Origin of the sequence: Bradyrhizobium sp. YCK136 (assembly GCF_044570075.1) — a bacterium.
Taxonomy (GTDB): domain Bacteria; phylum Pseudomonadota; class Alphaproteobacteria; order Rhizobiales; family Xanthobacteraceae; genus Bradyrhizobium; species Bradyrhizobium diazoefficiens.
The window spans coordinates 3,468,677-3,494,587 of the sequence record NZ_CP172424.1 but is presented as its reverse complement, the minus strand read 5'-3'; the positions used below and the strand labels follow the sequence as shown (position 1 = coordinate 3,494,587).

General features: G+C 59.5%; 22 protein-coding genes and 4 pseudogenes. 14 read left to right on the top strand and 12 right to left on the bottom strand.

Translation table 11 applies throughout. The features are described from left to right. Positions 1-103: 103 nt before the first annotated feature. The gene (locus ACFLEY_RS16495) at positions 104-481 is read right to left on the bottom strand and encodes a PRC-barrel domain-containing protein (protein WP_211434555.1); all 378 of its coding nucleotides are present in this window, start codon (positions 479-481) and stop codon (positions 104-106) included. Between the two features lie 344 nt (positions 482-825). Between ACFLEY_RS16495 and ACFLEY_RS16490 the strand changes: the two genes are divergently transcribed. From ACFLEY_RS16490 to ACFLEY_RS16475, 4 genes and pseudogenes are all read left to right on the top strand, one after another. Next, positions 826-1,260 carry a hypothetical protein gene (locus ACFLEY_RS16490; protein WP_396604695.1) on the top strand — a complete coding sequence of 145 codons (435 nt, stop codon included), beginning with the start codon at positions 826-828 and terminating at the stop codon, positions 1,258-1,260. 200 nt (positions 1,261-1,460) lie between these two features. Then, positions 1,461-2,490 (top strand): annotated as a pseudogene (locus tag ACFLEY_RS16485) (IS110 family transposase). Positions 2,491-2,849: 359 nt separating this feature from the next. After that, positions 2,850-3,914, top strand: a complete 1,065-nt coding sequence (locus ACFLEY_RS16480) for an IS630-like element ISRj1 family transposase (RefSeq protein WP_026192128.1) — start codon at positions 2,850-2,852, stop codon at positions 3,912-3,914. Positions 3,915-4,045: 131 nt separating this feature from the next. Then, positions 4,046-4,414, top strand: a pseudogene (locus tag ACFLEY_RS16475) (IS110 family transposase); the annotation flags it as partial. Positions 4,415-4,645: 231 nt separating this feature from the next. Here ACFLEY_RS16475 and ACFLEY_RS16470 read toward each other — a convergent pair. Together ACFLEY_RS16470 and ACFLEY_RS16465 are read right to left on the bottom strand one after the other, a co-directional pair. Then, entirely contained in the window at positions 4,646-5,293 is a 648-nt protein-coding gene (locus ACFLEY_RS16470) for a LysR substrate-binding domain-containing protein (RefSeq protein WP_249163568.1), read from the bottom strand. A gap of 130 nt (positions 5,294-5,423) precedes the next feature. Further along, a pseudogene (locus ACFLEY_RS16465) lies at positions 5,424-5,558 on the bottom strand (LysR family transcriptional regulator); the annotation flags it as partial. 108 nt (positions 5,559-5,666) lie between these two features. Between ACFLEY_RS16465 and ACFLEY_RS16460 the strand changes: the two are divergent. From ACFLEY_RS16460 to ACFLEY_RS16450, 3 genes are all read left to right on the top strand, one after another. Continuing rightward, entirely contained in the window at positions 5,667-7,043 is a 1,377-nt protein-coding gene (locus ACFLEY_RS16460; protein ID WP_211434563.1) for an FAD-binding oxidoreductase, read from the top strand. A gap of 458 nt (positions 7,044-7,501) precedes the next feature. After that, on the top strand, positions 7,502-8,566 hold the full coding sequence (locus tag ACFLEY_RS16455) for an IS630-like element ISRj1 family transposase (RefSeq protein WP_026192128.1): 1,065 nt from the start codon (positions 7,502-7,504) through the stop codon (positions 8,564-8,566). 132 nt (positions 8,567-8,698) lie between these two features. Continuing rightward, positions 8,699-9,388 carry a hypothetical protein gene (locus ACFLEY_RS16450; protein WP_211434379.1) on the top strand — a complete coding sequence of 230 codons (690 nt, stop codon included), beginning with the start codon at positions 8,699-8,701 and terminating at the stop codon, positions 9,386-9,388. On the opposite strand, the gene ACFLEY_RS16445 is transcribed toward ACFLEY_RS16450, so the two are convergent. After that, positions 9,355-9,516, bottom strand: coding sequence for a hypothetical protein (locus tag ACFLEY_RS16445; RefSeq protein WP_211434380.1), 162 nt, complete (start codon positions 9,514-9,516; stop codon positions 9,355-9,357). The genes ACFLEY_RS16450 and ACFLEY_RS16445 overlap by 34 nt on opposite strands. Before the next feature lie 135 nt (positions 9,517-9,651). Here ACFLEY_RS16445 and ACFLEY_RS16440 point away from each other — a divergent pair, with 135 nt between their 5' ends. After that, positions 9,652-14,562, top strand: a complete 4,911-nt coding sequence (locus ACFLEY_RS16440; protein ID WP_396604694.1) for a beta strand repeat-containing protein — start codon at positions 9,652-9,654, stop codon at positions 14,560-14,562. A 29-nt stretch (positions 14,563-14,591) separates the two neighbouring features. On the opposite strand, the gene ACFLEY_RS16435 is transcribed toward ACFLEY_RS16440, so the two are convergent. Then, the gene (locus ACFLEY_RS16435) at positions 14,592-14,789 is read right to left on the bottom strand and encodes a hypothetical protein (RefSeq protein ID WP_211434382.1); all 198 of its coding nucleotides are present in this window, start codon (positions 14,787-14,789) and stop codon (positions 14,592-14,594) included. A 452-nt stretch (positions 14,790-15,241) separates the two neighbouring features. Here ACFLEY_RS16435 and ACFLEY_RS16430 point away from each other — a divergent pair. Then, positions 15,242-16,371, top strand: a protein-coding gene (locus tag ACFLEY_RS16430) for an IS3-like element ISRj2 family transposase (RefSeq protein WP_396604974.1) whose coding sequence is annotated in 2 segments (ribosomal slippage) — positions 15,242-15,494 and positions 15,494-16,371 — 1,131 coding nt in all. Because the reading frame shifts where the segments join, the coding sequence is not laid out codon by codon here. Positions 16,372-16,721: 350 nt separating this feature from the next. On the opposite strand, the gene ACFLEY_RS16425 is transcribed toward ACFLEY_RS16430, so the two are convergent. Next, positions 16,722-16,934, bottom strand: a complete 213-nt coding sequence (locus tag ACFLEY_RS16425; protein ID WP_211434383.1) for a hypothetical protein — start codon at positions 16,932-16,934, stop codon at positions 16,722-16,724. A gap of 162 nt (positions 16,935-17,096) precedes the next feature. Then, complete coding sequence (locus ACFLEY_RS16420; RefSeq protein WP_396604693.1) at positions 17,097-17,228, bottom strand: hypothetical protein; 132 nt, start codon at positions 17,226-17,228, stop codon at positions 17,097-17,099. Positions 17,229-17,540: 312 nt separating this feature from the next. On the opposite strand from ACFLEY_RS16420, the gene ACFLEY_RS16415 reads away from it, so the two are divergent. Beyond that, on the top strand, positions 17,541-17,846 hold the full coding sequence (locus ACFLEY_RS16415; RefSeq protein WP_060908064.1) for a hypothetical protein: 306 nt from the start codon (positions 17,541-17,543) through the stop codon (positions 17,844-17,846). Positions 17,847-17,880: 34 nt separating this feature from the next. Here the strand turns inward: ACFLEY_RS16415 and ACFLEY_RS16410 are convergent, their stop codons facing one another. Continuing rightward, complete coding sequence (locus ACFLEY_RS16410) at positions 17,881-18,087, bottom strand: cold-shock protein (protein ID WP_060912597.1); 207 nt, start codon at positions 18,085-18,087, stop codon at positions 17,881-17,883. Positions 18,088-18,474: 387 nt separating this feature from the next. On the opposite strand from ACFLEY_RS16410, the gene ACFLEY_RS16405 reads away from it, so the two are divergent. The 3 genes from ACFLEY_RS16405 to ACFLEY_RS16395 all read left to right on the top strand — a co-directional run bounded on the left by ACFLEY_RS16405 (position 18,475) and on the right by ACFLEY_RS16395 (position 19,344). Beyond that, positions 18,475-18,678: a hypothetical protein gene (locus ACFLEY_RS16405; RefSeq protein WP_373565440.1), complete on the top strand. Its 204-nt coding sequence runs from the start codon at positions 18,475-18,477 to the stop codon at positions 18,676-18,678. Between the two features lie 183 nt (positions 18,679-18,861). After that, complete coding sequence (locus tag ACFLEY_RS16400; RefSeq protein WP_060908066.1) at positions 18,862-19,074, top strand: hypothetical protein; 213 nt, start codon at positions 18,862-18,864, stop codon at positions 19,072-19,074. An 81-nt stretch (positions 19,075-19,155) separates the two neighbouring features. Next, a complete protein-coding gene (locus ACFLEY_RS16395) occupies positions 19,156-19,344 on the top strand; it encodes a hypothetical protein (protein WP_060908067.1) in 189 nt (62 codons plus the stop codon). A 710-nt stretch (positions 19,345-20,054) separates the two neighbouring features. On the opposite strand, the pseudogene ACFLEY_RS16390 reads toward ACFLEY_RS16395, so the two are convergent. Then, positions 20,055-20,336, bottom strand: a pseudogene (locus tag ACFLEY_RS16390) (transposase); the annotation flags it as partial. 976 nt (positions 20,337-21,312) lie between these two features. Between ACFLEY_RS16390 and ACFLEY_RS16385 the strand changes: the two are divergent. After that, positions 21,313-21,573 carry a hypothetical protein gene (locus ACFLEY_RS16385; protein WP_060908068.1) on the top strand — a complete coding sequence of 87 codons (261 nt, stop codon included), beginning with the start codon at positions 21,313-21,315 and terminating at the stop codon, positions 21,571-21,573. Positions 21,574-22,431: 858 nt separating this feature from the next. Here ACFLEY_RS16385 and ACFLEY_RS16380 read toward each other — a convergent pair. The 3 genes from ACFLEY_RS16380 to ACFLEY_RS16370 all read right to left on the bottom strand — a co-directional run bounded on the left by ACFLEY_RS16380 (position 22,432) and on the right by ACFLEY_RS16370 (position 25,876). Further along, entirely contained in the window at positions 22,432-23,028 is a 597-nt protein-coding gene (locus ACFLEY_RS16380) for a hypothetical protein (RefSeq protein WP_129557335.1), read from the bottom strand. Between the two features lie 714 nt (positions 23,029-23,742). Further along, positions 23,743-24,516, bottom strand: coding sequence for a DUF5906 domain-containing protein (locus ACFLEY_RS16375; protein WP_396604692.1), 774 nt, complete (start codon positions 24,514-24,516; stop codon positions 23,743-23,745). A gap of 230 nt (positions 24,517-24,746) precedes the next feature. Further along, a protein-coding gene (locus ACFLEY_RS16370) for an IS3-like element ISRj2 family transposase (protein ID WP_129557324.1) occupies positions 24,747-25,876 on the bottom strand; the annotation gives its coding sequence in 2 pieces (ribosomal slippage) (positions 24,747-25,624 and positions 25,624-25,876; 1,131 coding nt in all). Between the last annotated feature and the right edge of the window lie 35 nt (positions 25,877-25,911).

Below are 25,911 nucleotides of genomic sequence, written 5' to 3'. Positions count from 1 at the left end.
CCTCCCGACGCAACGACAAAACCGTAAAGCCCCGCGTTCAGCATAACCCGGCAGGAATCCACTTAAATCCAGCGGGGCGCTGTCCAAACAACCGGGGCCAGCTCTATAAGCCACCGCGACGCTCCCAGTACGTCGGCGTCCCATAGTACTGGTGGGTGCGCGTTTCCCAGTCTCGATCCTGCCATGAGTCATCACTGAACTCAGGCGCGTCTCTCAGCTGTTGCTCGGTGATGTTGGTTCGAAAACCACCAAGCGACGCATCATATGTCAGAGCGGCCCACGGAATGGGATAGTGGCTGTGGCCCAAGCCAACAAATCCGCCAAAGCTCATGACAGCATAAGCCACGCGACCTGACACCTTGTCGATGATGAGGTGATCAACCTCACCGATGTTCTTTCCATCTGCTCCATAAACCTCGGTCCCTTGAACATCTTCGCTTGAGATGCATTGATGATCCGGATGGGCTGTTGCGCGGGCCATGGCTTCGTCTCCCTCACAGGTAGGTTTTGTTGGCTTAACTCGGCCGCTCCAGGGGTGTTCCTAGCTTCGGAGAACATGTCGCACGCCAATCATCAATCTATCGTCGTCGACATCGATTCAAACAACCTCCAGCTCCGATCGCATGGCGAAGACCTGTATCGGAAGGCGAAGTGGGCAAAAGACGAGGATAATGAGGCCGCCAACTGAGCGGCCTTATTTTAGGTAGGCGATTTTAGCCCCGGCGAACTCAGCCACTCGTCAATGTTGGCGCCGCTCTCGCGCGTCCGGAACGGAAGGCGCCACTCCTTTGTTCAATCGTCCAGAGAGTTCAAAGGAGAAGGGCTATGATCGCTAACAGACTTATGATCTTGAGTGCGGTGCTCGCCTTCAGCGCCAACTCCGTTTATGCCGGTCCCTGCACCACGGTGAGCCGCGATGCAGGATCAGGGAACGTTCCGGGCTATACGGGACAAACCACTGGTTCCACAGCAACTGATTCCAAGCAGCAACCGCCGACATCTTCGATGAGCAAAGCCTCGGAGAATACCGCAACGTCGTCGGAAGATGCGCAGCGCCAGATGCAGAGCCAGCCCACCGCTGCCGAACAATCAAAGGCGACCCACCCCGCACCCTCTGCGCAGTCACCGGATCGGACGGCAGGCACCGTCGAGCAGACCCGCCCTGCGCCCACTGAACAATCAAAGAAGGCAACGGCAGGCACGGCCGAGCCTGCACCGTCCCAGAAAAAGGTTACGGCGGCCGACCAGGACTGCGAGTAAGCGCGCGGGTCAATGGTTTCAAGCCCCAGGCTGGCGGGAAAGCGAGACAGTCTATGTCGCGGCTAAGGGCGTGCCGACTGGTCGACGCTCGCGCACCTAGCCTACGTCGGCTTGTGATGCTGTGGACGGCTCCTCCACGGGCACGAGAGTGCCAAGGAGTGGGCGCCGTTTGAGGCTCCCACGATTCGGAGGAGCAAGCTATGCAGTCAATTTCGACAATCGGTCTGGATATCGCGAAGTCGGTCTTTCAAGTGCATGGCGTTGATACAGCCGGCCAGGTGGTCATACGCCGTCAGTTGAGGGGTCGGCACGTCCTGGCGTTCTTCCAGAAGCTGCCGCCATGCCTCGTCGGGATCGAGGCTTGCGCGTCGTCACACTATTGGTCCCGCGAGCTGCAGGCGTTGGGGCATTCGGTGCGATTGATGCCTCCGGCTTATGTGAGACCCTACGTCAAGCGGCAGAAGAACGATGCCACGGACGCGGAAGCGATTTGTGAGGCGGTTACGAGACCCAACATGCGGTTCGTGCCGACCAAGACGGTCGAGCAACAGAGCTGTCTGATGCTTCACCGCGCGCCATCTCTTCATTCGCCAGCAGACAGCCGTGATCAACTCGACCCGCGCCTATCTTGCCGAGTTCGGGATCGTCGCCCCTGTCGGGCGCAGGGGTGTCGAGCAGCTGCTGGAAGTCGTCGTCGATACAGCCGACCGCCGGCTTCCAGAGGTCGGCCGTGCATGTCTTGCTGCTCTCGGCAGTCAGTTGCGAGCACTGAAGGCTCAGATACTGGAGTTCGACAGACGCATCATCGCCTGGCATCGATCAAATGCGACGAGCAAGCGGCTGGATGCGATCCCCGGCGTCGGGCCGGCGCTGGCCACGGCCCTTGTCGCCAGCATTGCTGACCCAGAAGCCTTCCGATCAGGGAGGGATTTCTCGGCCTGGGTCGGGCTTGTGCCGAAGCAGAACTCGAGCGGGGGTAAGGACAAGCTTGGCAGTATCAGCAAGCAAGGCGATCGCTATTTGCGCAGCCTGTTCACGGCAGGCGCACTCGCCGTGATCCGCTATGCCAAGATCCACGGCACCCAGCATCGGCCCTGGCTCACCGCGCTGTTGGCGCGCCGACCAACCAAGGTCGCCGCAATTGCGCTCGCCAACAAACTCGCGAGGATGGCATGGGCGATGATGGCGAGGAATGAAGGCTACAAGGAACCCGCCGCTCTTGCGGCGTAAACGAAATCACACCGGACAGCCCAGTGTGACGTAACGGTTGGGAGGGCGAACAGCACGTAATGCAGTGCCGGTCGATCCGGCGATCAGGACAACCCACATGGGCCACAGCATCATCGAATGCGTGCTTTTGACCGGGATCTGATCCGCGGAGGGCATTATGGCCAGCGGTCATGGGTACCGCGCGAACAGGCCGAACACATGGCTGCTCCGACCAATGCTGCAAAGTGAAGATTCTCCTTGCCAACCCGGAGCCGTCCACACATCGCGTCAGTTAGTCCGATGCAGCGGTTTGTCTGGAGTTGGGGGTAAAGCCGACCTGTCGGCTGAGCGCCCGGACCTCCTCGTGATTCAAGGTCGGGATGATACCCGAAGCAAGAGAAGTCCACCTTTCGAGGAAAGATCGCAAGGTGCTTGAGGCGTGCTGTCGCTCACCGGTGACGTTGCAGCGCGATTTGAAGCGGGCGCGGATAGTTCTGTTGGCGGCGGATGGGCGCAGCACCCGGTCGATCGCCAAGGAAGTTGGGGTCCAGCCGCGGATTGTCAGCCTTTGGCGGCATCGCTATGCCGACCATGGCCTTGAAGGGCTGCAAGACAAGCCGCGGCCTGGCAAGCAGCCGATCTATACGAAGACGACCGACAAGCGGATTCTGAAGCTGCTGGATAAGCCGCCACCGCAAGGGTTTGCGCGCTGGACCGGCCCCCTGCTGGCCGAGGCGCTGGGCGATGTCGATGTCCAATATGTCTGGCGGTTCCTGCGCAGCCACAAGATTGACCTGGTGGCTCGCAAGTCCTGGTGCGAGAGCAACGACCCGAACTTTACGGCCAAAGCCGCCGATGTTGTCGGCCTCTATGTCGCGCCGCCGGCGAAGGCCATTGTGCTGTGCGTGGACGAGAAGCCCTCGATCCAGGCTTTGGAGCGAGCGCAGGGTTATCTGAAGTTGCCCAATGGCCGCGCCTTGACCGGCCAAAGCCACGATTACAAGCGGCATGGCACCACAACATTGTTTGCGGCGCTCGAAGTCGCCACCGGAAAGATCATCGCGACCCATTCAAAACGCCGGCGCCGCGTCGAGTTTCTCGATTTCATGAACAGCGTCACCGCGGCTTTTCCGAACCGCAAGCTTCACGTCATCCTCGACAACCTCAACACCCATAAAAAGAACGAGGACTGGCTCAAGGCCCACCCCAACGTGCAATTTCATTTCACGCCGACAAGTGCGTCATGGCTCAATCAGGTCGAAGTATGGTTTTCCATCTTGCAGGGGCAGTCGCTCAGCGGCACCTCCTTCACGAGCCTCAAGCAGCTTCAGGAACACATCGATGCCTACGTCAACGCATACAACGACAGAGCCGAGCCCTTCGTCTGGACCAAGAAAAAGGTCCGTCAACGCCGTTTCAAAGGCCGCCGTATCACTCAGCTCTGATTCCGGGTACTAGTTTGATGCTGTGGACGGCTCCTCCACCCGGCACATCGGTGCCATGGATGTGGTCGCTGTTAGGGCTCCCACGATTCAGAGGAGCGAGCCATGCAGACGATAACGACAATCGGTTAGATATCGCCAAGTCGGTTTTCCAGGTCCACGGCGTTGACGCTGGCGGCCAAGCGATTGTTCGCCGGCAATTGAAGCGGCGCTACGTCCTGACGTTCTTCCAGAAGCTGTCGCCTTGTCTGGTCGGTATCGAAGCCTGCGTCTCGGCGCACCACTGGGCACGCGGGCTCCAGGCACTTGGTCACACTGTCCGGCTGATGGCGCCGGCTTACGTGAAGCCCTACGTCAAGCGGCAGAAGAATGACGCGACTGACGCAGAGGCCATTTGCGAGGCGGTCACCAGGGCCAACATGCGGTTCGTGCCGACCAAAACTCCCGAGCAGCAAAGCGGCCTGGTGCTGCACCGCACGCGCCATCTTTTCATCCGTCACAGACCTCGGTGATCAATGCACATGGCTGCACCGACTAATGCTGCAAAACGTGAAGAAAGTCCTTACCATCGTCCACACTTGCCCCTTAGCCGACTTAGAATCCACCGCCGTGCCGCGGGTATTACTATTCGTGGGCGAGGCAGGATTACTTGCCGGCGCTGGATTTTGTGCGCTCGGCGGCGAGAGCGGCTTCGACCTGCCTCTGCGCCGTTGGAGTGCGGCGTCGATCCGAGCCTATCGAACCGATAGCAACCAGGCAGAGAATGCGCGAATGACCTTTTCGCGGGGATGGCTTGGCCTGCGGACGACGTAGAACCGATATCCGGGCAAACTGAGGTCAAACGCCTTTACAAGCGCGCCGGATGCGAGTTCGGCGGCCACAAGCACATCGCTGAAAATCCCGACGCCCTGGCCAGCGACGACCGCCTCGATGGCGTGAAGCTCCTCTCGGAAACTCAGATGCTGGATGTCCGTGAAATCTGGCAGGTTGCGCCACCTGCGCTTGGCCACCGAGAACCACCGCTGCCAACTTGGAGGGTCGATGTCAGACGGAAACCAGTAGGAATGAACGAGGACCTGCTTTTGAAGATCCCTCGCATTGTTCAGCCGGCCTCCGGCGGGAAGCAGGTCCGGACTGCACATCGGCCAATACGTGTCGCTCAAAAATTCTTCTGCAATGCCCTCGCGCGGTTCTTGGCGCGACGTGGCATAGCGGATAGCGACATCCGGCGTCTCCCGCAGGTAAGTCAAGAACACTGTCAGTGCCGGTGATATCAAGCGATGCATCGGGGTGCTGTTTTCTCCATTGCGGCAAGCGCGGCACGAGCCATCGAGCGGCAAATGCGTTCGTTGTCGTGATTCGCAGGGCCTGTCGGTCGTCATTGCGCCTGATCGTGCCGAGAACGGTAGCGAAGGCTTCGAGACCGTCGCGTACGACAGGAAAGAGCCGAGCGCCGGCATCCGTCAACGACAGTGGTCTTGGCCTGCGCCGGAACAGTGTCCGCCCGCAATATTGCTCCAACAAACGGATCTGGTGGCTGATGGCAGTCGGCGTTACGCCGAGTTCGGCCGCAGCCTTCTTGAAGCTGAGATGCCGTGCGGCAGCCTCAAACGCCCGCAGTTCGATAAGCGGCGGCAACTTGGTCATGTCCCAGTCTAGATGAATGATATTCATCTGCAAACCAAATTCTTTGAATTTGCCTTTCCCGTAATGAGGATGTGACAGTCGCGAGCCACAACCAAGGGACAGCGCGCAATGACCACAGTTCGATCGGTTGCCGCTGAGGCGGCGGAGTTTGGCAAGACCTTTCGCGGCTCGCTTATGCGGCCAGGCGATGCGGGGTACGGAGACGCAAGAAGGGTCCACAACGGACTGGTCGACAAACGGCCAGCGCTCATCGCGCAATGCCGCGACACCTCCGATGTAATTGATGCGACAGTGCTCGCCCAACGGCTTGGACTCGAAGTTGCGGTTCGCGGCGGCGGTCACAACGTGGCAGGGCACGCTACGATCGACGGCGGCGTGATGATCGATCTGTCGCAGATGAAGGGAATCCGTGTCGACCCCGAACGCCGAAGGGTGCGCGCACAGGGCGGCGTCACTTGGGCGGAGCTCAATCGCGAAACGCAGCGGCACGGCCTGGCGGTCACTGGGGGCGTCGTTTCGAGCACCGGCATCGCGGGGCTGACCCTTGGCGGAGGTCTCGGATGGCTCATGGGCAAATATGGCCTGGCTATCGACAATCTTACGTCGCTCGAGTTGGTGAATGCCCAGGGCGACATGGTACGCACCAGCAAAACCAACGAACCTGACCTGTTTTGGGCGGCTCGTGGCGGCGGCGGCAATTTTGGCATCGCCACCACCTTGGAATATCAGCTCCACCCGGTAGGGCCCACCATTACAGGCGGCCTGATCGCGCACCCGTTCGATCGGAGTCGCGATGTGCTGTCGCTGTTCCGCGACAGCACATTATCGCTGCCGGATGAGCAAATCCTTGTCGGCACGTTGGCTCATGCACCTGATGGCTCGGGCATGAAACTGGCGGCGATGGTGACATGTCATTGCGGTCCACTCGCGGCCGGCGAACTGGCGTTGCGTCCGCTCAAGCAATTCGGCACCCCGGTAATGGATGGGATTGGCCCCATGGGCTACTGCGAACTCAACAGCATGCTGGACGCAGGTTATCCCAGGGGTGCGTTCAATTACTGGAAATCAACGTTCCTGCGCGAACTCAGCGACGACGCAATCGGGACAATGATCGCCTGTTTCGCGCGCTGCCCGACCCCCATGGGGCAGCTTCTCATCGAGCACGTTCATGGTGCTGCAGTTCGCGTCGGCGTCGAAGAGACCGCATTCCCACATCGACACGAGGGTTATAACTTTTTTATCCTGACTCAATGGTTGGATGCTGCGATGACCGATCGTTGCATCGCTTGGACGCGTGATACCTACGCACAGATGAAACCCTTTGCTGCGGCTGGAAGATACGTCAACTATCTCGGGGATGATGAAGGCATCGATTCAGCTCCGGCTGCCTACGGATCGAATTACCGTCGCCTTCGCGAGTTGAAGAGCAAATACGATCCCAAGAATTTTTTCCGAATGAATCAAAACATCAGGCCGTTGGCTTGATTGGCATTTGTCGTCTGTTTGCGGGCCGAGAGGGGTGATTCCGTACATGCCTGGGCGGTGGCTAATTCTGCTCGTGCTTTTTCTTGCACGCACAGCGCTCGCAATTCAATTCCAGGCGGTGGCTCCCCCCCAATCGACAAGCGCCTCGTTTGAAAATCCATAGGTCACAAATGACCGTTGGCTCAAGATCGCTCTCACTCGCGCGCGTCGAAAGGGCGGCTGACGTCGCGACGCTCCAGACGCTCGGCATTTTTTCCGGCGCAGGCTTGCTGCTCTCGTTGCTGCTCGTGATGGGCGGCTTGGTGTGAGGGTGAATCGTGGATCGATGATGCAACCTACGTCGCGGTCAATCAGCCTTGAGGTGACTTAGATGGCGAAGATTCAGTACACGCTGGTTTCGAACTCTTTCCCCCTAGTACCCACTTTTCTTGGAACGTGAGTCGTGATTCAAGGTCGGGATGATACCCGAAGCAAGAGAAGTCCACCTTTCGAGGAAAGATCGCAAGGTGCTTGAGGCGTGCTGTCGCTCACCGGTGACGTTGCAGCGCGATTTGAAGCGGGCGCGGATAGTTCTGTTGGCGGCGGATGGGCGCAGCACCCGGTCGATCGCCAAGGAAGTTGGGGTCCAGCCGCGGATTGTCAGCCTTTGGCGGCATCGCTATGCCGACCATGGCCTTGAAGGGCTGCAAGACAAGCCGCGGCCTGGCAAGCAGCCGATCTATACGAAGACGACCGACAAGCGGATTCTGAAGCTGCTGGATAAGCCGCCACCGCAAGGGTTTGCGCGCTGGACCGGCCCCCTGCTGGCCGAGGCGCTGGGCGATGTCGATGTCCAATATGTCTGGCGGTTCCTGCGCAGCCACAAGATTGACCTGGTGGCTCGCAAGTCCTGGTGCGAGAGCAACGACCCGAACTTTACGGCCAAAGCCGCCGATGTTGTCGGCCTCTATGTCGCGCCGCCGGCGAAGGCCATTGTGCTGTGCGTGGACGAGAAGCCCTCGATCCAGGCTTTGGAGCGAGCGCAGGGTTATCTGAAGTTGCCCAATGGCCGCGCCTTGACCGGCCAAAGCCACGATTACAAGCGGCATGGCACCACAACATTGTTTGCGGCGCTCGAAGTCGCCACCGGAAAGATCATCGCGACCCATTCAAAACGCCGGCGCCGCGTCGAGTTTCTCGATTTCATGAACAGCGTCACCGCGGCTTTTCCGAACCGCAAGCTTCACGTCATCCTCGACAACCTCAACACCCATAAAAAGAACGAGGACTGGCTCAAGGCCCACCCCAACGTGCAATTTCATTTCACGCCGACAAGTGCGTCATGGCTCAATCAGGTCGAAGTATGGTTTTCCATCTTGCAGGGGCAGTCGCTCAGCGGCACCTCCTTCACGAGCCTCAAGCAGCTTCAGGAACACATCGATGCCTACGTCAACGCATACAACGACAGAGCCGAGCCCTTCGTCTGGACCAAGAAAAAGGTCCGTCAACGCCGTTTCAAAGGCCGCCGTATCACTCAGCTCTGATTCCGGGTACTAGTACTAGATTGGGATCTGTCAGTTGACGGTCGATACGCCGCCAATTTTGACGGCAGCACTTATACTATTCGAGACCTTCAAATTGGCGGCACCAATTCACTCTGACAGGAAGCAATTGCCATGACGACTTTCAACGTGACCTCGCTCGGCGTTCCCAATGCCATTGTCAGCGGTTTTTCGAGCGATGGACGCTATGTGTCCTACATCGTCGAGGAAAATGGGATCGCAACTCTTTACGTACGGGACGTGACGAGCGGCGCGACCACGACGGTTGCCTCGACAACAGAGGGCATTGCCGGCGCTGCTATCTCGGCCGACGGGCGATATGTTTTTTACGGCACCGGAGGCTCGTCGACAAATCCGGACGACTCGCAGTTGTGGGTAAAGGACTTGCAGTCCGGCGCGTCGGCCACAGATGTGACGCCTTATTGTCCGCCCCAACCCTTCCCGGGCACAGATGTCGGGTTCATGCCGCTTGCCATTTCCGCAGACGGGGAGCATGTCGTTTATGACATCAGGTACATCGACAATACCCACAACACCCCAAACTTCTTTGGTCAAGCTGTACTCGATGTGACTACCCAAACGGAGACGAGGATAGAAGGTTACAATCATGAGGACTTCAGAATAACGCCCGACGGTCGATTTGTGACCTTCATAGCGGCGGGCGATGATCCTCCCAACTTGACCGTGTTCGATACACAGACGAGATCGGCAACGCATTACGGCAATTACGGCTTCTTGCCTGGTCGTTTGACTCTCGTCGAGGGGGCATCTCAGATGATGGCCGCTTCGTTGCGTTTGAACTGAATGATCAGGTTTATGTTCGCGATCGCCAAAGCTCGAACGTTCTCTGGAGCCTGGTTTCTGAAAATGCCGATGGTGTCGCGGCCGATTCCAGGAGTGAATTTCTCGCGATTTCGGGCGACGGGCGTCACGTCGCGTTCATCAGCGAGGCGAATAATCTCGTAGCCGGCGATGCGGATGGCGATGTTGACATTTTTATCAAGAATCTCGACACGGGCGTCGTTACGCGCGTCGCTTCCGGCGCTGGGGTGCTGTCGGATTTTTCCATGTCATTTGACGGAAGCCGGCTACTCAGCTCCTCAGGCAATTTCTACACTGCCGCGCCGCCTGCTTTGGCGATCACTGAGGTCAGCGGCGACAACTACGTCAACCCGACCGAGGACCTGGTCCCGGTCAAGGTCACGGGCACGTCCGACGCGATCGGCGAGACCGTGCACATCACGTCGCCGAACGGCTCGACGGCGACCGCGCTGGTACAGGCCGACGGGACATGGACGACGTTCATCGGCGCTACCAAAGTTGCGGAGGGAGTCCGCAACTTCACGGCCGACGTTTCCAACGATTTCGGCATTCACGGCACCGCGACCAAATCCGTCGATTTCGACTACACCCCGCCGGCTCTCGTGCTGGAAGCCGTCGCCGGCGACAACATCGTCGCGCGCCGAGAACTCTCGGCGATCACCATCAACGGCACCTCCGATGCCTACGGTCATCAGGTCTCGCTCTCGATCGACCATAAGTTCATTGGCAATGCGCTGGTGACGGCAACCGGCGAATGGAATTTCGTCTATGACGGCACAAACCTGGCGGACGGCCAGCACGAGATCGAATTCTCCGTTTTCGATGACGCCGGCAACAAGAACGACCGGTCGATCTTCTTCGACAAGGTGACACCGCACGATGCCGCGCCGACGTTCTTTGTCGGCGGCGGTTACGTTGTCACGCCTGTCGGCGAACCGTATGACTCAGCAGGGACGAGCCTCGCCATTGCGGTCGACGGGCGGATCGTCGTCGGAGGATGGACGAATAGTGGTGGCGAGTTGCAGAGTTTCGCGGCCGCGAGATACGAAGCGGACGGACATCTCGACGCGACCTTTGGGGACGGGGGCATCGTTATTGCCGCGGCCGGCACGGAATACGACTCTGCCCTGCAAACGGACGGCAAGACGATCCTCGCTGGCTACATTGGCCCAAGCTTCGGGCTGCAGCGCTTGAATGACGACGGCACCCTGGACACCAGCTTCGGAAGCGGCGGCACGGTCACGACCTCTTTCAATAGCGCCCTCTCCAGCGCGATTCTTAGCGTCGTGGTCGATGGCACCAAGATCATTGCTGTGGGGACAGCATTTTATGGTACCCAAAGTAATTATGCGGATTTTGCGCTGGCGCGCTATCTCGCGGACGGCTCGCTCGATCCAACGTTCGGAAGCGGCGGCATCGTCACGACCGACTTCGGGTCTCCGGCCGGGGTAGGCGAAACTGCGACAAGCGTCAAAGTGCAGACCGACGGCAAGATCGTCGTCGGTGGGCTGTCGGCTTTGAGCGACAATGAATCCGTATTTGCGCTGGCGCGTTACAACAGCGATGGAACGCTCGATTCGAGTTTCGGCACGAACGGCAAAGTCCAGACGGCAATCAATTTGTCAGGCGACTTCCTGAGTGAAATCCAGCTGCTACCCGACGGCAAGATCCTCGCCGCAGGATCGACATATGACGGCAGCCAGTTCAAGCTCGCGCTGGTCCGTTACACGTCGTCAGGCGCGCTCGATACCAGTTTCGATGGCGACGGCAAGGTCGTTACCGACCTCATCGACGCCAAGAGCCAAGCGGCGACGGACGTCGTGGTGCAGCCCGATGGCAAGATTCTCGTCGGCGGCTACACCCTCATCTCGGATCTGGACCCAAATGCCTTCAAGGAATTCGCGGTCGCGCGCTACAACGCCAACGGCACGCTCGATACGACATTCGGCGACGCCGGCGTCGTCGTGACGGAGATCCGCGACTCGTCGGTGGCGGTGAGCGTCAGGTTGCAAGCCGATGGTAAGATCGTGGTCGCCGGCGATTCCTTCGATGAAGGAACCTTCTCCCGGGCTTTTGCCGTTGCCCGCTACAACGCGGACGGCAGCCAGGATCCCGAATTCGGCGGCACGAACTCGCTCGGCAACACGGTGAGCTATACCGAGGGCGGCGCTGCCATCGTCCTCGATGCGACGGCGAAAATCTTCGATTCCGATCTTGCCGCGCTCAATGGCGGCGCCGGAAATTACGGCGGAGCGTCCGTGACGCTCGCGCGGTCTGGCGGCGCGAACGCGGAGGACGTGTTCGGCGCCTCGGGTAACCTGGCCTTTGCCGGTAGCAACGTCATGGTCGCGGGCGTCACCGTCGGCTCGTTCACCCAGTCGGGCGGGCAGCTCGTCATCACGTTCGCCGATGGCGCCACGCAGGCGCAGGTCAATGGGGTGCTCGACGCCATTACCTATGCCAACAGCTCCCATGATTTCGCCGCCGGCACGACAACGCCGATCCAGATCGCGTGGTCGTTCTCTGACGGAAATAACGGGCGTCAGGGCATCGGCGGAACGATGACAACCGCCGGCATCACGACAGTGGACGTGATCGCCGACAACAACCTCGGCGTGACGCTCGCGTTCGACAGCGGGACGCCGGATGACGGCATCACCAATGACGGCACGCTCAATGTCACGGGCCTGACGCAGGGGGCGACGTGGAGCTACTCGACTGACGGCGGCACAACCTTCACGCCCGGCACCGGGGCGAGCTTCACGCTGACCGGCGACGGCCCAGAGAATGTGCTGGTGCGGGAGATCGCCCCTGGCAACGTCATCAGCACGGCGACGCTCGCCTTCACGCTCGACACGTCGGCGGCCAAGCCTGCGCTGGCGCTGGCCACCGACAGCGGCACCGATGGCGACGGCATCACCAAAGACGGCACCGTCAACGTCTCGGGCCTCGAAGCCGGCGCAGCCGGGCAGTACTCGGTCGACGGCGGTGCCACCTTCGTCACGGGCACCGGCAGTAGCTTTATGCTGACCGGCGACGGCCCGAAGGCCGTTCTGGTGCATCAGATCGACACCGGCGGCAACATATCCGGCGACACCTCGTTCGCCTTCACGCTCGACACGTCGGCAGCGGCGGCGCCTGGGCTGACGCTGGCCACCGACAGCGGCCGCTTTGGTGACGACGGCGTCACCAACGTTGGCACCGTCAACGTGTCTGGCCTCGAAGCCGGCGCAACCTGGGAATATTCGGACAACGGCGATCCCTTCGTTGCGGGCATTGGCAGCAGCTTCACGGTGACCGGGCTTGGGTCAGGTGATGGGCAACACCACGTGGTGGTGCATCAGACCGATGCCGCCGGCAACAGATCCGCCGACACCTCGTTTACGTTCAAGTTCGACACATTTGTGCAAGCACCTCTCCTGTCGCTACCGGACAGCGGCATCCTTGGCGACGGCATTACCAAAGCCGGCAAATTCACCGTCTTTGGGCTCGAAACCGACGCAACCTGGGAATATTCGGTCAACGGCGGTCCCTACGTCGCGGGCACCGGCAGCGGCATCACCAGTTTCACGGTGACCGGCGATGGGCCGAAGACCGTGCTCGTGCGCCAGACCGATCTTGCCGGCAACACATCCGCTCCTACTTCATTTTCCTTCACACTCGACACGTCGGCGGCGGCACCTGTCCTGGTGCTTGCGACCGACAGCGGCCCGGCCGGCGAGGGCATCACCAATGTCGGCACGGTGAACGTCTCTGGCCTAGAAGCCGGCGCAACCTGGGAATACTCGATCAACGCCACTGGCTTCGTTAAGGGCACCGGCAGCAGCATCATTGTGACCGGCGATGGGCCGAGAATCGTTCAAGTGCGCCAGACCGACGCTGCCGGCAACATATCCGATCCTGCAACGCTTTCCTTCACGCTCGACACATTGGCGGCCGCGCCTGCCGTGGCGCTGGCCACCGACAGCGGCAACAATGGCAGCGACGGCATCACCAAATTCGGTACCGTCAACGTCTCGGGCCTCGAAACCGGCGCCACCTGGCAATACTCGGTCAACGGCAGCGCCTTTGCCACGGGCGCTGGCAGCAGCTTCATTCTCTCCGGCGACGGGCCGAAGACAGTGCTGGTGCATCAGACCGATACCGCCGGCAACGTCTCGACCGACACCAGCCTGACAGTGGCGCTGGACACCCAGGCGCCAGACACGACCATCACGGCAAAGCCTCCGGCCCTGATCAATGCCACCTCGGCAAGTTTCAGCTGGAGCGGGACGGATACGGCGGACGGGAGTGGCGTCGTCAGCTATCAGTATCAGCTCGACAACGGGTCATGGACTTCGACGAATTCGACCTCGCAGACATTCACTACCCTTTCCGACGGCAGCCACAGCCTCAAGGTCGTGGCGATCGACGCCGCCGGCAACATCGATGCGACGCCGGCAAGCTACGGCTGGACGGTGGATACGAAAGCGCCAACCCCGCTGATCACGTCTGAGCTAATCAACAAGAACGGATCCGCTACGCTGGGCGGAACTTCCGAGGCGAACAGTACCATCCAGATTTTTGATAATGATACTCAAATCGGAATGACGACGACTACCGCGTCGGGCGCGTGGACATTCACGACGGGTAAGGAGTCCAACGTCGTTCATACGTTCTCGGTAACCGGAACGGACGCCGCCGGAAACGTCGGCACCGGTACGGGCGCTGCAATTTACGGCAGCAACGGCAATGACACCATCTCCGGCACTAGCGGCAACGACCTGATCACCGGAGCGGCAGGGGCCGACAACCTTGCAGGAGGATTGGGCAACGACGTGTTCGCCTATGCTGCAACGGGTGATTCAAAACAAGCGAAAGCCTCGTTCGATACGATCGCCGACTTTGTATCCGGCTCAGACAAGCTCGATTTTTCGACCATCGCGGGCCTCAACACCAACAACCAGAACGTCACGATCAACATCATGAACGGCGGGCCAACGCCGCAGAGCATCGCCGCCCACACGATCGATGTCGTCATTATCGGAAACAACGCCATCATCTATGCGAACGAGAGCAGCAAATCGGAAACCATTTCCAATGGCCACGAGGACATGCAGATCAATCTGACCGGCGTGACAACCATGAGCGCGTCAGACTTCATATTGTTTCACTAACATTAGGTGCCATCTTTCCCGGCGCAGCGCTACTGCTCCACGACGCCCTTGATCGCCCACATGGCGGCTTCCTCGACCTTGGTCCTGGCGAGGTCGAGCAGCTCCCGTCGCGAAATCGCAATGTGGCGGAGTCGTCCTATGGTGAGCGAGACATTTCGGCTCCTGCTCTTCCGCGGCCGCTTGATCCCGTGCTTTCGCTCGAACGCCTTCGTGGCCTTGTCCTCCATTCGCGATCGGTAGCGCGCCAGGCGCTCGGGATAGGGATATGGGAACGGGGCGACACCCCTTCCTGAGCTTGTAGAACCGGCGCGCCCAGGGACTGCTGCTCTTCGTCGTCGAAGGGATAGAAGGGAACGTCTGGCGCGGACCACTCGGCATGCGCCGGAAGGAAGCCGGGTCGTTTGAGATCGAAGTCCCACCAAATCGCGCAGCCCGTGCGCTGGTGATGGTATTCTGTCGCTAGAGCGCCGATCGTCGCCGCACAGTACATCGGGTCGCGACCTCTGCGCGCGACCGGCGCGAGGATGCCGAGGTTGAGGAGGTCGAAGAGCTCGGATGCTCTCAGCTTCAGGCGCCTGAGCACCTGGTACTAGAGCTGGCCCCGCAAATTCGGACAGTAGCTTGAGTGGATTTTCTGCCTGACAGCGGCGAGGATTCTTGCTGCGAATCAGGAGCGAAGATGACGAAGAAGAGCCGCCGGACGCATTCTCCGGCATTCAAGGCGAAGGTTGCTTTGGCTGCGGTCAAAGGCGACAAGACACTGGCGGAGCTGGCGCAGCTGTTTGATGTTCATCCGAACCAGATCACGATCTGGAAAAACCAGCTCCTGGAAGGCGCCGCCGGCGTGTTTGGGCATGACAAGACATCGGCCGAGACGCCGGTCGATTTGAAGGCGTTACATGCCAAGATCGGCGAGCTGGCGTTGGAAAACGATTTTTTGTCCGGCGCGCTCACCAAGGCGGGCCTGCTGAGCGCAAAGCGATGATCGACCGCGATCATGATCTTTCTATCGTGCGCCAGGCGAAGGTCCTGAAGCTGGCTCGCAGCACGGTCTACTATGAACCTCGGCCAGTTTCGGCCGAGGACCTTGCCTTGATGCGTCGGCTCGATGAGCTGCATCTCGATTATCCCTTCGCGGGAGCGCGTATGCTGCGATCGTTGCTGCGGCGGGAGGGCGTATACGCCGGTCGCCGCCACATCGCGACGCTGATGAAGCGCATGCGGATCGAGGCGGTCTATCGTCGCCCGAACACGAGCAAGCCGGCTCCGGGTCACAAGATCTACCCGTACCTGTTGCGCGGATTGAAGATCGAGCGGCCCGACCATGCGTGGGCAATGGACATCACCTACATTCCGATGCGGCGTGGCTTCGTCTATCTCGCGGCGGTCGTCGATGTGTTCAGCCGACGGGTCCTGGCCCATCGCGTCTCGATCACAATGGAGGCGGCCTTCTGCGTCGAAGCGGTCCAGGAGGCGTTGGCGAAGCACGGCAGGCCCGAGATTTTCAACACGGATCAGGGCAGCCAGTTCACCAGCCTCGAGTTCACCGATGTGCTGCTGGACGCGAAGATCGCCATCAGCATGGACGGCAAGGGCGCCTGGCGCGACAACGTGTTTGTCGAGCGGCTCTGGCGCACGGTCAAATACGAAGAAGTTTATCTCCGCGCCTACGACAGCGTGTCCGAGGCGCGAGCGTCAATTGCCAAGTATCTGGCCTTCTACCATCAGGGACGCCCTCACTCGAGCCTTGACGGGCGCACGCCCGACGAGGCTTACTTCGGCACGCAAGCTATGGTGATGGCCGCATGACCGTCGCCGACGGTTTTGTCGTCGCTCTGGTCGGGCTACGCCCTCCCGACGCAACGACAAAACCGTAAAGCCCCGCGTTCAGCATAACCCGGCAGGAATCCACTTAAATCCAGCGGGGCGCTGTCCAAACAACCGGGGCCAGCTCTTACTCTTCGTACAGTGGCGGATCTGACATGGCGCTCTTCCTTCCGGAGGAAGCCGGCCACGCGCAAGCGGTGTCTGTCAAATTGTGGGAGTTGTGAGTTCTAAAGAAGAGAATTCAGCAGCTGGTTTAAAGCCGCGCCGCGAATTGTCGGGTTTGTTGAACGGCACTTTTGGTGCCGCTCATGACTCGCTTCAGCCGAGACAGACTACCCGCCGACCGGCCCCGAAAGGCTCTCAAGCCCCGCCTCAATGGCAGCGATGTCCTGCTCTACCTGCGCGATCGACGAACGGCAGTCGAAGCCTGTCCTAGCCTTAAGGTCGACAACCAATCGCCGGCGGTGCATCCGCAGATCCTCAAGCGACTGGCGATCCTTAAGCCTAGCATAGCCGTCCACAATCAACTCAATCGCACTCGACATGACCTACCCACAAAACTGGCACTTGCAATGGGGCAAGATTAGCGCCGGTCGCGCAATTGGCGCAACTCCAACATGCTGCCCCTGCGCGCTCCCTCCCCGCACTGGCCCAGGAGCGCTAGCACCATTTGGCGGTGGAGTAGATGTCCTGGCGGATCTATAACGCTAGTGCTCCGTCCGGCCAAGCTTTTGCCGCGACTTCTCCTGTTGCTTCTCGGCCTGTTCCTCCACGTACAACACCACCGTGCGCCGCGCGTCCTGGCGTGAAATTTTCTGGAAATCGATCAGGCGCAGCATCTGGGTAAGAGTTGCGACTTTTCCCCGAAAGTTTGTCAGATCTTGCTGGGCAAGGCAAGCCACCTCGCCATCTCCCGGCACCGGGAGTTGGCACGTTTTATTGCAAATATTTTTCACCCGGCGCCTGGTTGGCACACGCTGCGACGGCTGGTTTGAGCACGATTTTCGATGAATGTAACGAAATACTGAAGCCGCCTTTCGGGCAGCCTCTTTGCATGAGGTGCAGTGCGAAATTGAACTTTTTGCTGGCTTTTCCCACACGAGGGCTTCAGACTTGCTCCCATTGAGAACTCAATTTTTCAGGATATTGCGATGGGAAAACCTGCGGTTTCCCGTGATGCCTTTCGTGGGTTGTTCGCTTTCTATGCGGCGAAGGCTCATCACGACCATAAACCCGAGGGCGAACATTGCCTTTTGAAGCTGTTCGGATCTGCGGAAGACATTCCTGATAGCTTACTCCTGCAGTGGTCGGACCGAGTTGAGCTGCTCGGCTCCGAAACCGTTGGCCGCATAATGGAGCCGCGCGCCCGTCAAATCACGGATGGCAGCGCGCGTTACGACCATGCCAGCGACTTTCTCCACGCGCTCTTGAGAGACCTCGGGAAAAAAGCGCAGTGATCAAAACAGCCGCGCTAATGTTGCGGGGCAGTCGTCAAACGCGCAGATTTTCTGCGCTGCTCTTGCCGCGCTTACGATCAAGTTGGACTTCATAAGAGACCTTCTGGCCCTCAGCCAAGCCCGATAAGCCGGCGCGCTCCACTGCGCTAATATGCACGAAAACATCTTGGCCGCCGTCATCGGGCTGGATGAAACCGAATCCCTTGGTCGCGTTAAACCACTTCACAATGCCTGTCGCCACGTCGGCCTCCCGGTTGAACAATGACAACAGCCTAGGTCGAATGCGTTGGGGCTGACAAGCAAAACCCTGTTTTCTGAGCAATCATCTGATCTAAGCAATGATGAGCTATGACAGGCGATGGCCACGGGCTTGTGAAGTAGTTCACAGATCGGAACAGAAAAGCCCACTACCGTGAAACGAGAGCGCGGGGCGTCGTCCTTTCAAAGACTTCTTGTTTCTGTCATCTAAGTCCGTCAGAAATTAGACAACCGGGATTTATGCCCCGCCGGCAGAATGCCGGCTTCGCGGCGCGGAGATATTGCGACGTCTTGGAATGTTGCCTCGGGGTCGTCTCACCCCGTGAAGCACAAATGGGAATTAATTAGTATCCTTCACGGGAAGACGACGATGATGATTGACGATGAGTTGGCGCGTGCACATGGCAACAACGTTCAACGTTATCGCCGCTTGTTGCAAACCAATCTGACAGAGTTTGAACGCCAGTTTGTTGAAAGGCGTTTGAACGAAGAGCAATCGAAGCTGGAGATATTGGTCCGCTCGTTCTCAAGCGGAGAAATGCTCCGAGACCACTTACATAGCCACCTAGGCTAGGTCGCCTGAGGGGGCCGCAGGGTATAAGACATATGCCCTTCAGCGTGAACCGACGGGCGACCTAGCGTGATGAGTGAAGCTCACCCTGGGCACAGCACCTCTTCCAAGTGACATTGCCACACGATTCTCATTTTCGTCGGGTCAATTGAGCGGCCTGTTTTATAGTTTGAGAGGAAAGTATTCATGGCAAAGGAAAATTGCTTGATCGTTCAGGCAGCTGGGAAACAGTTGGATCTGCTGCGCGGCGAAGCCTCTCGCATTGCAAAAGGGAGCAAGATCGACTGGTGGATCGATCGTGCAGACGCCGGCACGCGCTTCTGCTTTGAAGATGCGAAGGCAAAAGAGATCTTCGCGAGTACTTGCGGCAGCTTCGGCATTCCGTGCCGAGACGGCTAGCCAGAGCACCGCAGGACTGCCCAACCACTTGCGCTCGCCCTTCGGTTGCGGTTGGATCATGGTTTTAGGACTATTGATCCAATGGCCATCCAATTGATTGTGGCGAAGGTTCTCAGAGACGAGCTTGCTTTGCGGGGCATTCGATCCTTAACCGCGGAAGAGTCGGAGGCGATTGCTGCTCGCATCTTTGAGCGGATCACCGAGCTCGAGCTGGAGCTTGCCGCCCGGGATTTCAACATCCCCCCGAGCGGCGGCGACGGACCAACGTGACGAGCCAGGTGTTATGTCCATTTACGATCCACTACGAAGGGAACTGGAGAGCACGAGGGAGCAAACCGTCCGGCTCACGTTCTCGGAAATTGAAGACATTCTCGGAAGGCCATTGCCGGTTTCTGCCTACAAGTTCAGTGCTTGGTGGGGAAATGAGAGCTCGCGCAAAGCGCGTCACACGCAGGCAATGGCGTGGCTGCACGCTGGGTTCGCGGCTAGGGTTTCGCTGAAACAGCGAGCGGTGGAATTTCATCGGCCCTCGGGGCCGGGGGAAACGACCCGGTAAAACCATGATTGTGACCGAAGTCTAAGACCAAGCTATAGCCGCGCGAATGGCGCTTATTGTCGGTACAGATAGGTTTGATCAGCTTCTTTCGAGCTGCCCGGTTCGACGAAGTCGATGGCGACATCCTCTACGTTTTCGCGCGAGATTAGGACGCCGCAGCCGAGATGGAAGACGAGTTCGCGTTACATATTTCGATTATTGCTTCGAAGATCCTAGACCGTGGTCCTGGTTCTGCCGAGACAGCTCATGAAAGCTGATCGATAGCTATCCACAGCGCCCCGCGGGAAGAGGTGGGCAAAGCCGACTGCCCGCATTTGCGAATCCCTGCCCTGTGTTAAGCGCCGGAACGATAAGCTTCGGCGGAGATTCATCCCGCGTCAGTGGAGTTTTGCGATGTTGATGTTCCGGGAGCGACGCCCCACCTTCACGTCGTTTCCGCCGTCATTCGACCGCGGTCCGGCATTGCCCGACCGGCCTGTTTTGTCGGCGTGTGGATGAACTCGATGCCGTCGCTGAATCCGGACACCCGCAATCACCTTGGGCAACTGATTTGTGCCTTGAGTCGCCGCCAAGTTTCGATGGGGGTGGTCGTGCGCAAGTGATTCCAATGCTCGGCCGGGAAGTCGTAGAAGGCCAGCAGCGCGTCGCGGTCCTTGGCGAGGCATTCGACCACCCGGCTGTACTTGGCGCGGTATTTCTCGGCGAAGACTAATCGGAATGGCGCCCCCGGCTCTACGACATATCCTCTCACATGCCTGACAACTCGGCCTTGACCGAGAAGGGTTGTTAGCAAGGTAGCGTGTAACCACAGGGAATTGCCGCGAAATCGGCCGCCGCCCTCACCGAGCAGATTGGATAGACCTGTCCACAATCGCCGGATGTGCCGTGCGACGAGGCTCCCTTTACGGCTGTGTATAGACTGAGGACAACCGATTCGGATTCTTTGTGAGCTTCATATGAAAGCATTCTTTGCATATGCCTCGTCTCTACCCCACGTGCGGCAGACAATCCATGCCGCCCATGGCGCTCTAGCAAGGACGACGCGCGACCCGCAACTTCACCTTTGGGAGGAGAACGATATCTCGGGTCGACCTCTAACGGACCCCATTTTCGATGGCATTGCCAACGCCGACGTTTTGATCGCTGATGTCAGCTCGGTAAGCCCAGAAGTAGGAGCGAATTTGCCAGCCTGCGGGTTAGGTCGGTACGGATGAAAACGCCGAAGCCAAAGCAATGGGCCGAGCGCGAGGTCCAGCAATTGTCCAAGCTGGCCCGGGCAGGAGCTGGCGTATCGAAGATAGCCGCCGAACTGGACCGTCGCGCCTGGTCGCTGAGGCGAATGGCACGAACGATGGGGATACTGTTGAAAAAGTAGCATCGCTGAGCATCGAGTCTGCACTCGCGAGAAACTTTGATGCTGCTTTGGATGAATCTGCGAGCATCGTGGCGAAAGAGAATTAGCCTCCCCCCGCAGAAGCATCGTGAGCAGACTAAACCTGACCAGTTCCAGAATTAACCCGCAGTGCGGACATCAATCTTAATTTGAGTCTTTGATTGCAGCTGCGCATTAGAGCGTTAGTTTTGCGTACCGGACATTGTCCCGTCCGGGTCCACCAGGCGAAGCCCTCGCGCCATCATACTCTCGCGTCGGATTCGTTCGCTGGCCACGCGCGAGTATCATTTTGAAGAGGCCGTCGAAACACGAGACACTCGATCTCGGCGAGATCCGGCGGCAGATCACGGCCCTGCGATCCCGGCACTCGGAAAATCTACGCATCACCTATCTGTTGAACAGGCTGCTGATCAAGATTGCATATCTCAGTGAACCGGAGAGCGCAGCTCACGCGGAGCAGCTGCGCGAAGCGTTCGCCAGAACGATTGCGGATATCGAGAAACGCGTCACGAACGACGTCCGCAAGCCGTCCGTTAAGACTAACAAGTAGATCATTGCGCAAGGCGAGCGCCGGGCTGAGGCTTACCTATAACCGCGGAGGTGACCCATGTATCGCGTAAACGCCGCCTTCGCAGCAACGGGCTGCCGCCGTCGCAAGCGGCGGCCCCGCCCATGAGAGGCCTAGTAAGCGCACCCCCGAGACGCCGTATGCACCCCGCTAGTCCCGCCCAGCAGGCGCGGAGCAGGCGCGTCCGCGCCGCGTGGCCCCGGCCTGCGAACTGGCGTTCGCAGCCGGGCGGGCCGTTAGGTACCGGACGGGGCGTTCGTCGCACCACCGGGGCCGGAATCGGGCTAGGCAGGGCCTCTGGCGCAAGTGGTTAGGCACCCGGTCGGCCCAGCGCCGGGCCTTTGCGGCTGCTGGGCGCTATGGCTGCTGGGCGGGCGGGCCAGAACGGGTCAGCACCAGCATCGCCTGATGCTGGAGCCACCACGGCTCCTTGGGTGCATCGGCGAACCCAGTGATGTGGAGCTTCGTCGCAGCGTCGAAATGCACAGCCTTCGCGCGATAGCCGCCGCCCCGCCTGTGCCGCGCGGCGTCGACGTTGTGACCACTTGTCGAAGATGGCTGCCGCGTGCAGTCTCAATCTGTTGCATCTGACGCTCGGGGTCGAGCGTCGACCAATTGTCGAAGACGCGAGAAATGCGAGTGGTTCTTCTGCATGGCCATTGCGAGGTGAGCGAAGGAGTGGTCGCTCTTGATTGGCGGCGCAAGCGCGCACACTGTTCATGAACGTGGGCCACGCGAAACTGGCTAAGCCCATGCCGATGCCCGAGCGTACTGCCAAACGTCCGCTGAGTTAGCCAACATATTTCGATTGATTAGGCGGTTTTTCAAGTTGCAAGCGGCCTAAACCACGTCGCCGTCAAGCAAGAACCTTCGCGGTAGCAGTGGTAGCGGACCAGCTTCGCTACGATGTATTTCAATCCTGTTAGACAGTCGTTCGTAGGTCCGCCACCGCATCCACTTCGGCTTTGGTGGCACATCCCACTCATCCGCCTCCGGCCCGGCGATGCGGTCGCAAAGCTTGTCTTTCATGTACTGTGCCCGAGCCGCTGGTGAATGGTACTGCGACACATATGCCACCTGTTTGCCCAATGACTTTCGCCCGGCGAAGAATCTTCTACCGGGGAGTGACCACAGCACGGAAACGCAGCGGTGTTGAACGGGACAAACTGCATACCACTGCAGTCCACCAAAGTGACGGGTGCAGCCGATCAGCCGGATCGTCTGATCGATCCAGCTGGCATGAATGCGCATCGTGCCGTTACGTACGTTGTCGACCTGCGTGCTTGTGAGGTCGGCTGAGATTTGCGCTGTGGCTCTCACGTCGCCTTCGTCGTTCAGCCAAGAGAAGTCTGACGGCTTAGTCACCTTTTCGGGTTGAACGAGGCCGTCACTGATTAGTCGATTTATATTGAGCTGAAGCCCCAGTTCGAGGGGCATCCGTTGCATATGTCGCGGCATGTTGTTTCCATCGATTCTGTTACTCTCTACGGAAGCTCTTGTTTCGAATGCGCTAAGCCGGTTTTGAGCTAACCGCGCAATGAGAATGCGACCCACGACGCGCCCGCACCACGGCGTCGGGGTTCGTTTAGGTTTACGACGGCCGCGGTGGTGGATGTGGTGGCGATACGGCTCGGCTCGTATATTTTGTGTACCTGTTACCCGTAACCATACATCCGGCTTCCGGTGGCGGGTAAGCTAGCGAAAAATGCCGCTATTGGCGAGGCAGAGCAGTTGACGGCAGGTGTGTGTGTGGCAATTAGGCAGGGTGTGCCGGGTGTGCCGGGCTAAAGCCGACACAGTCGCAGGGGGGTATCGAGGATTGCGCGTCGGTGGCCGCACCGCGCGTCGCCACGCGCACCCTCGGAGCTACTGGTGATCCCTCGCCCCAGGGGCGCAGAGGGCTAGGGGGGCGCGCGACCCTCTGTATGGCTCCCGCAAGCCAGGCCTGGGCATTGGCAGCGGGCAAGTGCGGGGGGAGCCTACCGGGCTGTGGATAGGCGGCCCGTGCGCGTAGTTGGGCGGGGTGTGCCGGGTGTGCCGGGCCCACGCCCATATATAAATCGCGGGAAGAAAGGGCCTGTTACTGAACACGTCCCCCTTGCAGCCCTTGGGTTAAATTGCCAAACACCCGGCACGCCCAGCCCACCGACTTCAAAACGGCAATTCTTCGTCGGCGTCCTGATCGGTCCCCAGGTCGATGCCGTACACGCTCGGCACCTGTCTCCCCCCGTCGCGCCTCTTGCCCTGCCGCACCCTGCCCTCCGCTGCCGCGTATAAGGCGGCGAAGAACTGCTCGTTACTGAGCCGGTGCAAGCCATTGCTTTGCGCATAGTCGCACCAGTGGCGGTAGATCACCGCCTTTGGCACGCTCTTGTCCGGGTGCAACTCGCAAATGGCCTCGATGAAGCCCAGCACGGGCGACCCGAGCAGCGCCAGCCGCTCCTTCGCCTGGGTGCCGAGTTCCGTCTCGGCGAAGTTACCGCGCTTGCGCAGCCGTCGAAGCCCATCAAGAGCCCAGTGGAATATACCGGGCAGTTCAGGCAGCAGCTTGTCGCGAAAGAGAAGTGGATCTTCTTGATTGTAGAACGACTGCCTCGTGTTCGAAATGATGAATCTACTGGCTAGTGCACCGGAATCGTCTGCAAGCTTCGGCATCACATTCGAGACGAATACGAGTTTAACAGGCAGCGCGCCCTCCCAAGCCGTCATAAACTTCCGATCAATGGTGAAGTGGCCGCGTCCAGTAATCTTCAGCATGTTCTCGGCTAAAAGATCGGTGTCCTTGGGAGAGCTGACCCGCAGGTCGTCCACGACCGCAACCTGCTTCCCGATCAAGGGCGCCAGACCAAATTGCGTACACAGGGACTTGAGCGTCGGTCCTGCCACGGCCGTCTTGGCGAGTAGATGTTGCAGTATTCTCATCATTGTGCCCTTGCCCGACCGCCTGGGACCAATGAAGAAGAATGCTTTTTCCAGCGATGTGTCGGCGGTGAGTAGATAGCCGAAGATAGAGCTGGCCCCGGTTGTTTGGACAGCGCCCCGCTGGATTTAAGTGGATTCCTGCCGGGTTATGCTGAACGCGGGGCTTTACGGTTTTGTCGTTGCGTCGGGAGGGCGTAGCCCGACCAGAGCGACGACAAAACCGTCGGCGACGGTCATGCGGCCATCACCATAGCTTGCGTGCCGAAGTAAGCCTCGTCGGGCGTGCGCCCGTCAAGGCTCGAGTGAGGGCGTCCCTGATTGTAGAAGGCCAGATACTTGGCAATTGACGCTCGCGCCTCGGACACGCTGTCGTAGGCGCGGAGATAAACTTCTTCGTATTTGACCGTGCGCCAGAGCCGCTCGACAAACACGTTGTCGCGCCAGGCGCCCTTGCCGTCCATGCTGATGGCGATCTTCGCGTCCAGCAGCACATCGGTGAACTCGAGGCTGGTGAACTGGCTGCCCTGATCCGTGTTGAAAATCTCGGGCCTGCCGTGCTTCGCCAACGCCTCCTGGACCGCTTCGACGCAGAAGGCCGCCTCCATTGTGATCGAGACGCGATGGGCCAGGACCCGTCGGCTGAACACATCGACGACCGCCGCGAGATAGACGAAGCCACGCCGCATCGGAATGTAGGTGATGTCCATTGCCCACGCATGGTCGGGCCGCTCGATCTTCAATCCGCGCAACAGGTACGGGTAGATCTTGTGACCCGGAGCCGGCTTGCTCGTGTTCGGGCGACGATAGACCGCCTCGATCCGCATGCGCTTCATCAGCGTCGCGATGTGGCGGCGACCGGCGTATACGCCCTCCCGCCGCAGCAACGATCGCAGCATACGCGCTCCCGCGAAGGGATAATCGAGATGCAGCTCATCGAGCCGACGCATCAAGGCAAGGTCCTCGGCCGAAACTGGCCGAGGTTCATAGTAGACCGTGCTGCGAGCCAGCTTCAGGACCTTCGCCTGGCGCACGATAGAAAGATCATGACCGCGGTCGATCATCGCTTTGCGCTCAGCAGGCCCGCCTTGGTGAGCGCGCCGGACAAAAAATCGTTTTCCAACGCCAGCTCGCCGATCTTGGCATGTAACGCCTTCAAATCGACCGGCGTCTCGGCCGATGTCTTGTCATGCCCAAACACGCCGGCGGCGCCTTCCAGGAGCTGGTTTTTCCAGATCGTGATCTGGTTCGGATGAACATCAAACAGTTGCGCCAGCTCCGCCAGTGTCTTGTCGCCTTTGACCGCAGCCAAAGCAACCTTCGCCTTGAATGCCGGAGAATGCGTCCGGCGGCTCTTCTTCGTCATCTTCGCTCCTGATTCGCAGCAAGAATCCTCGCCGC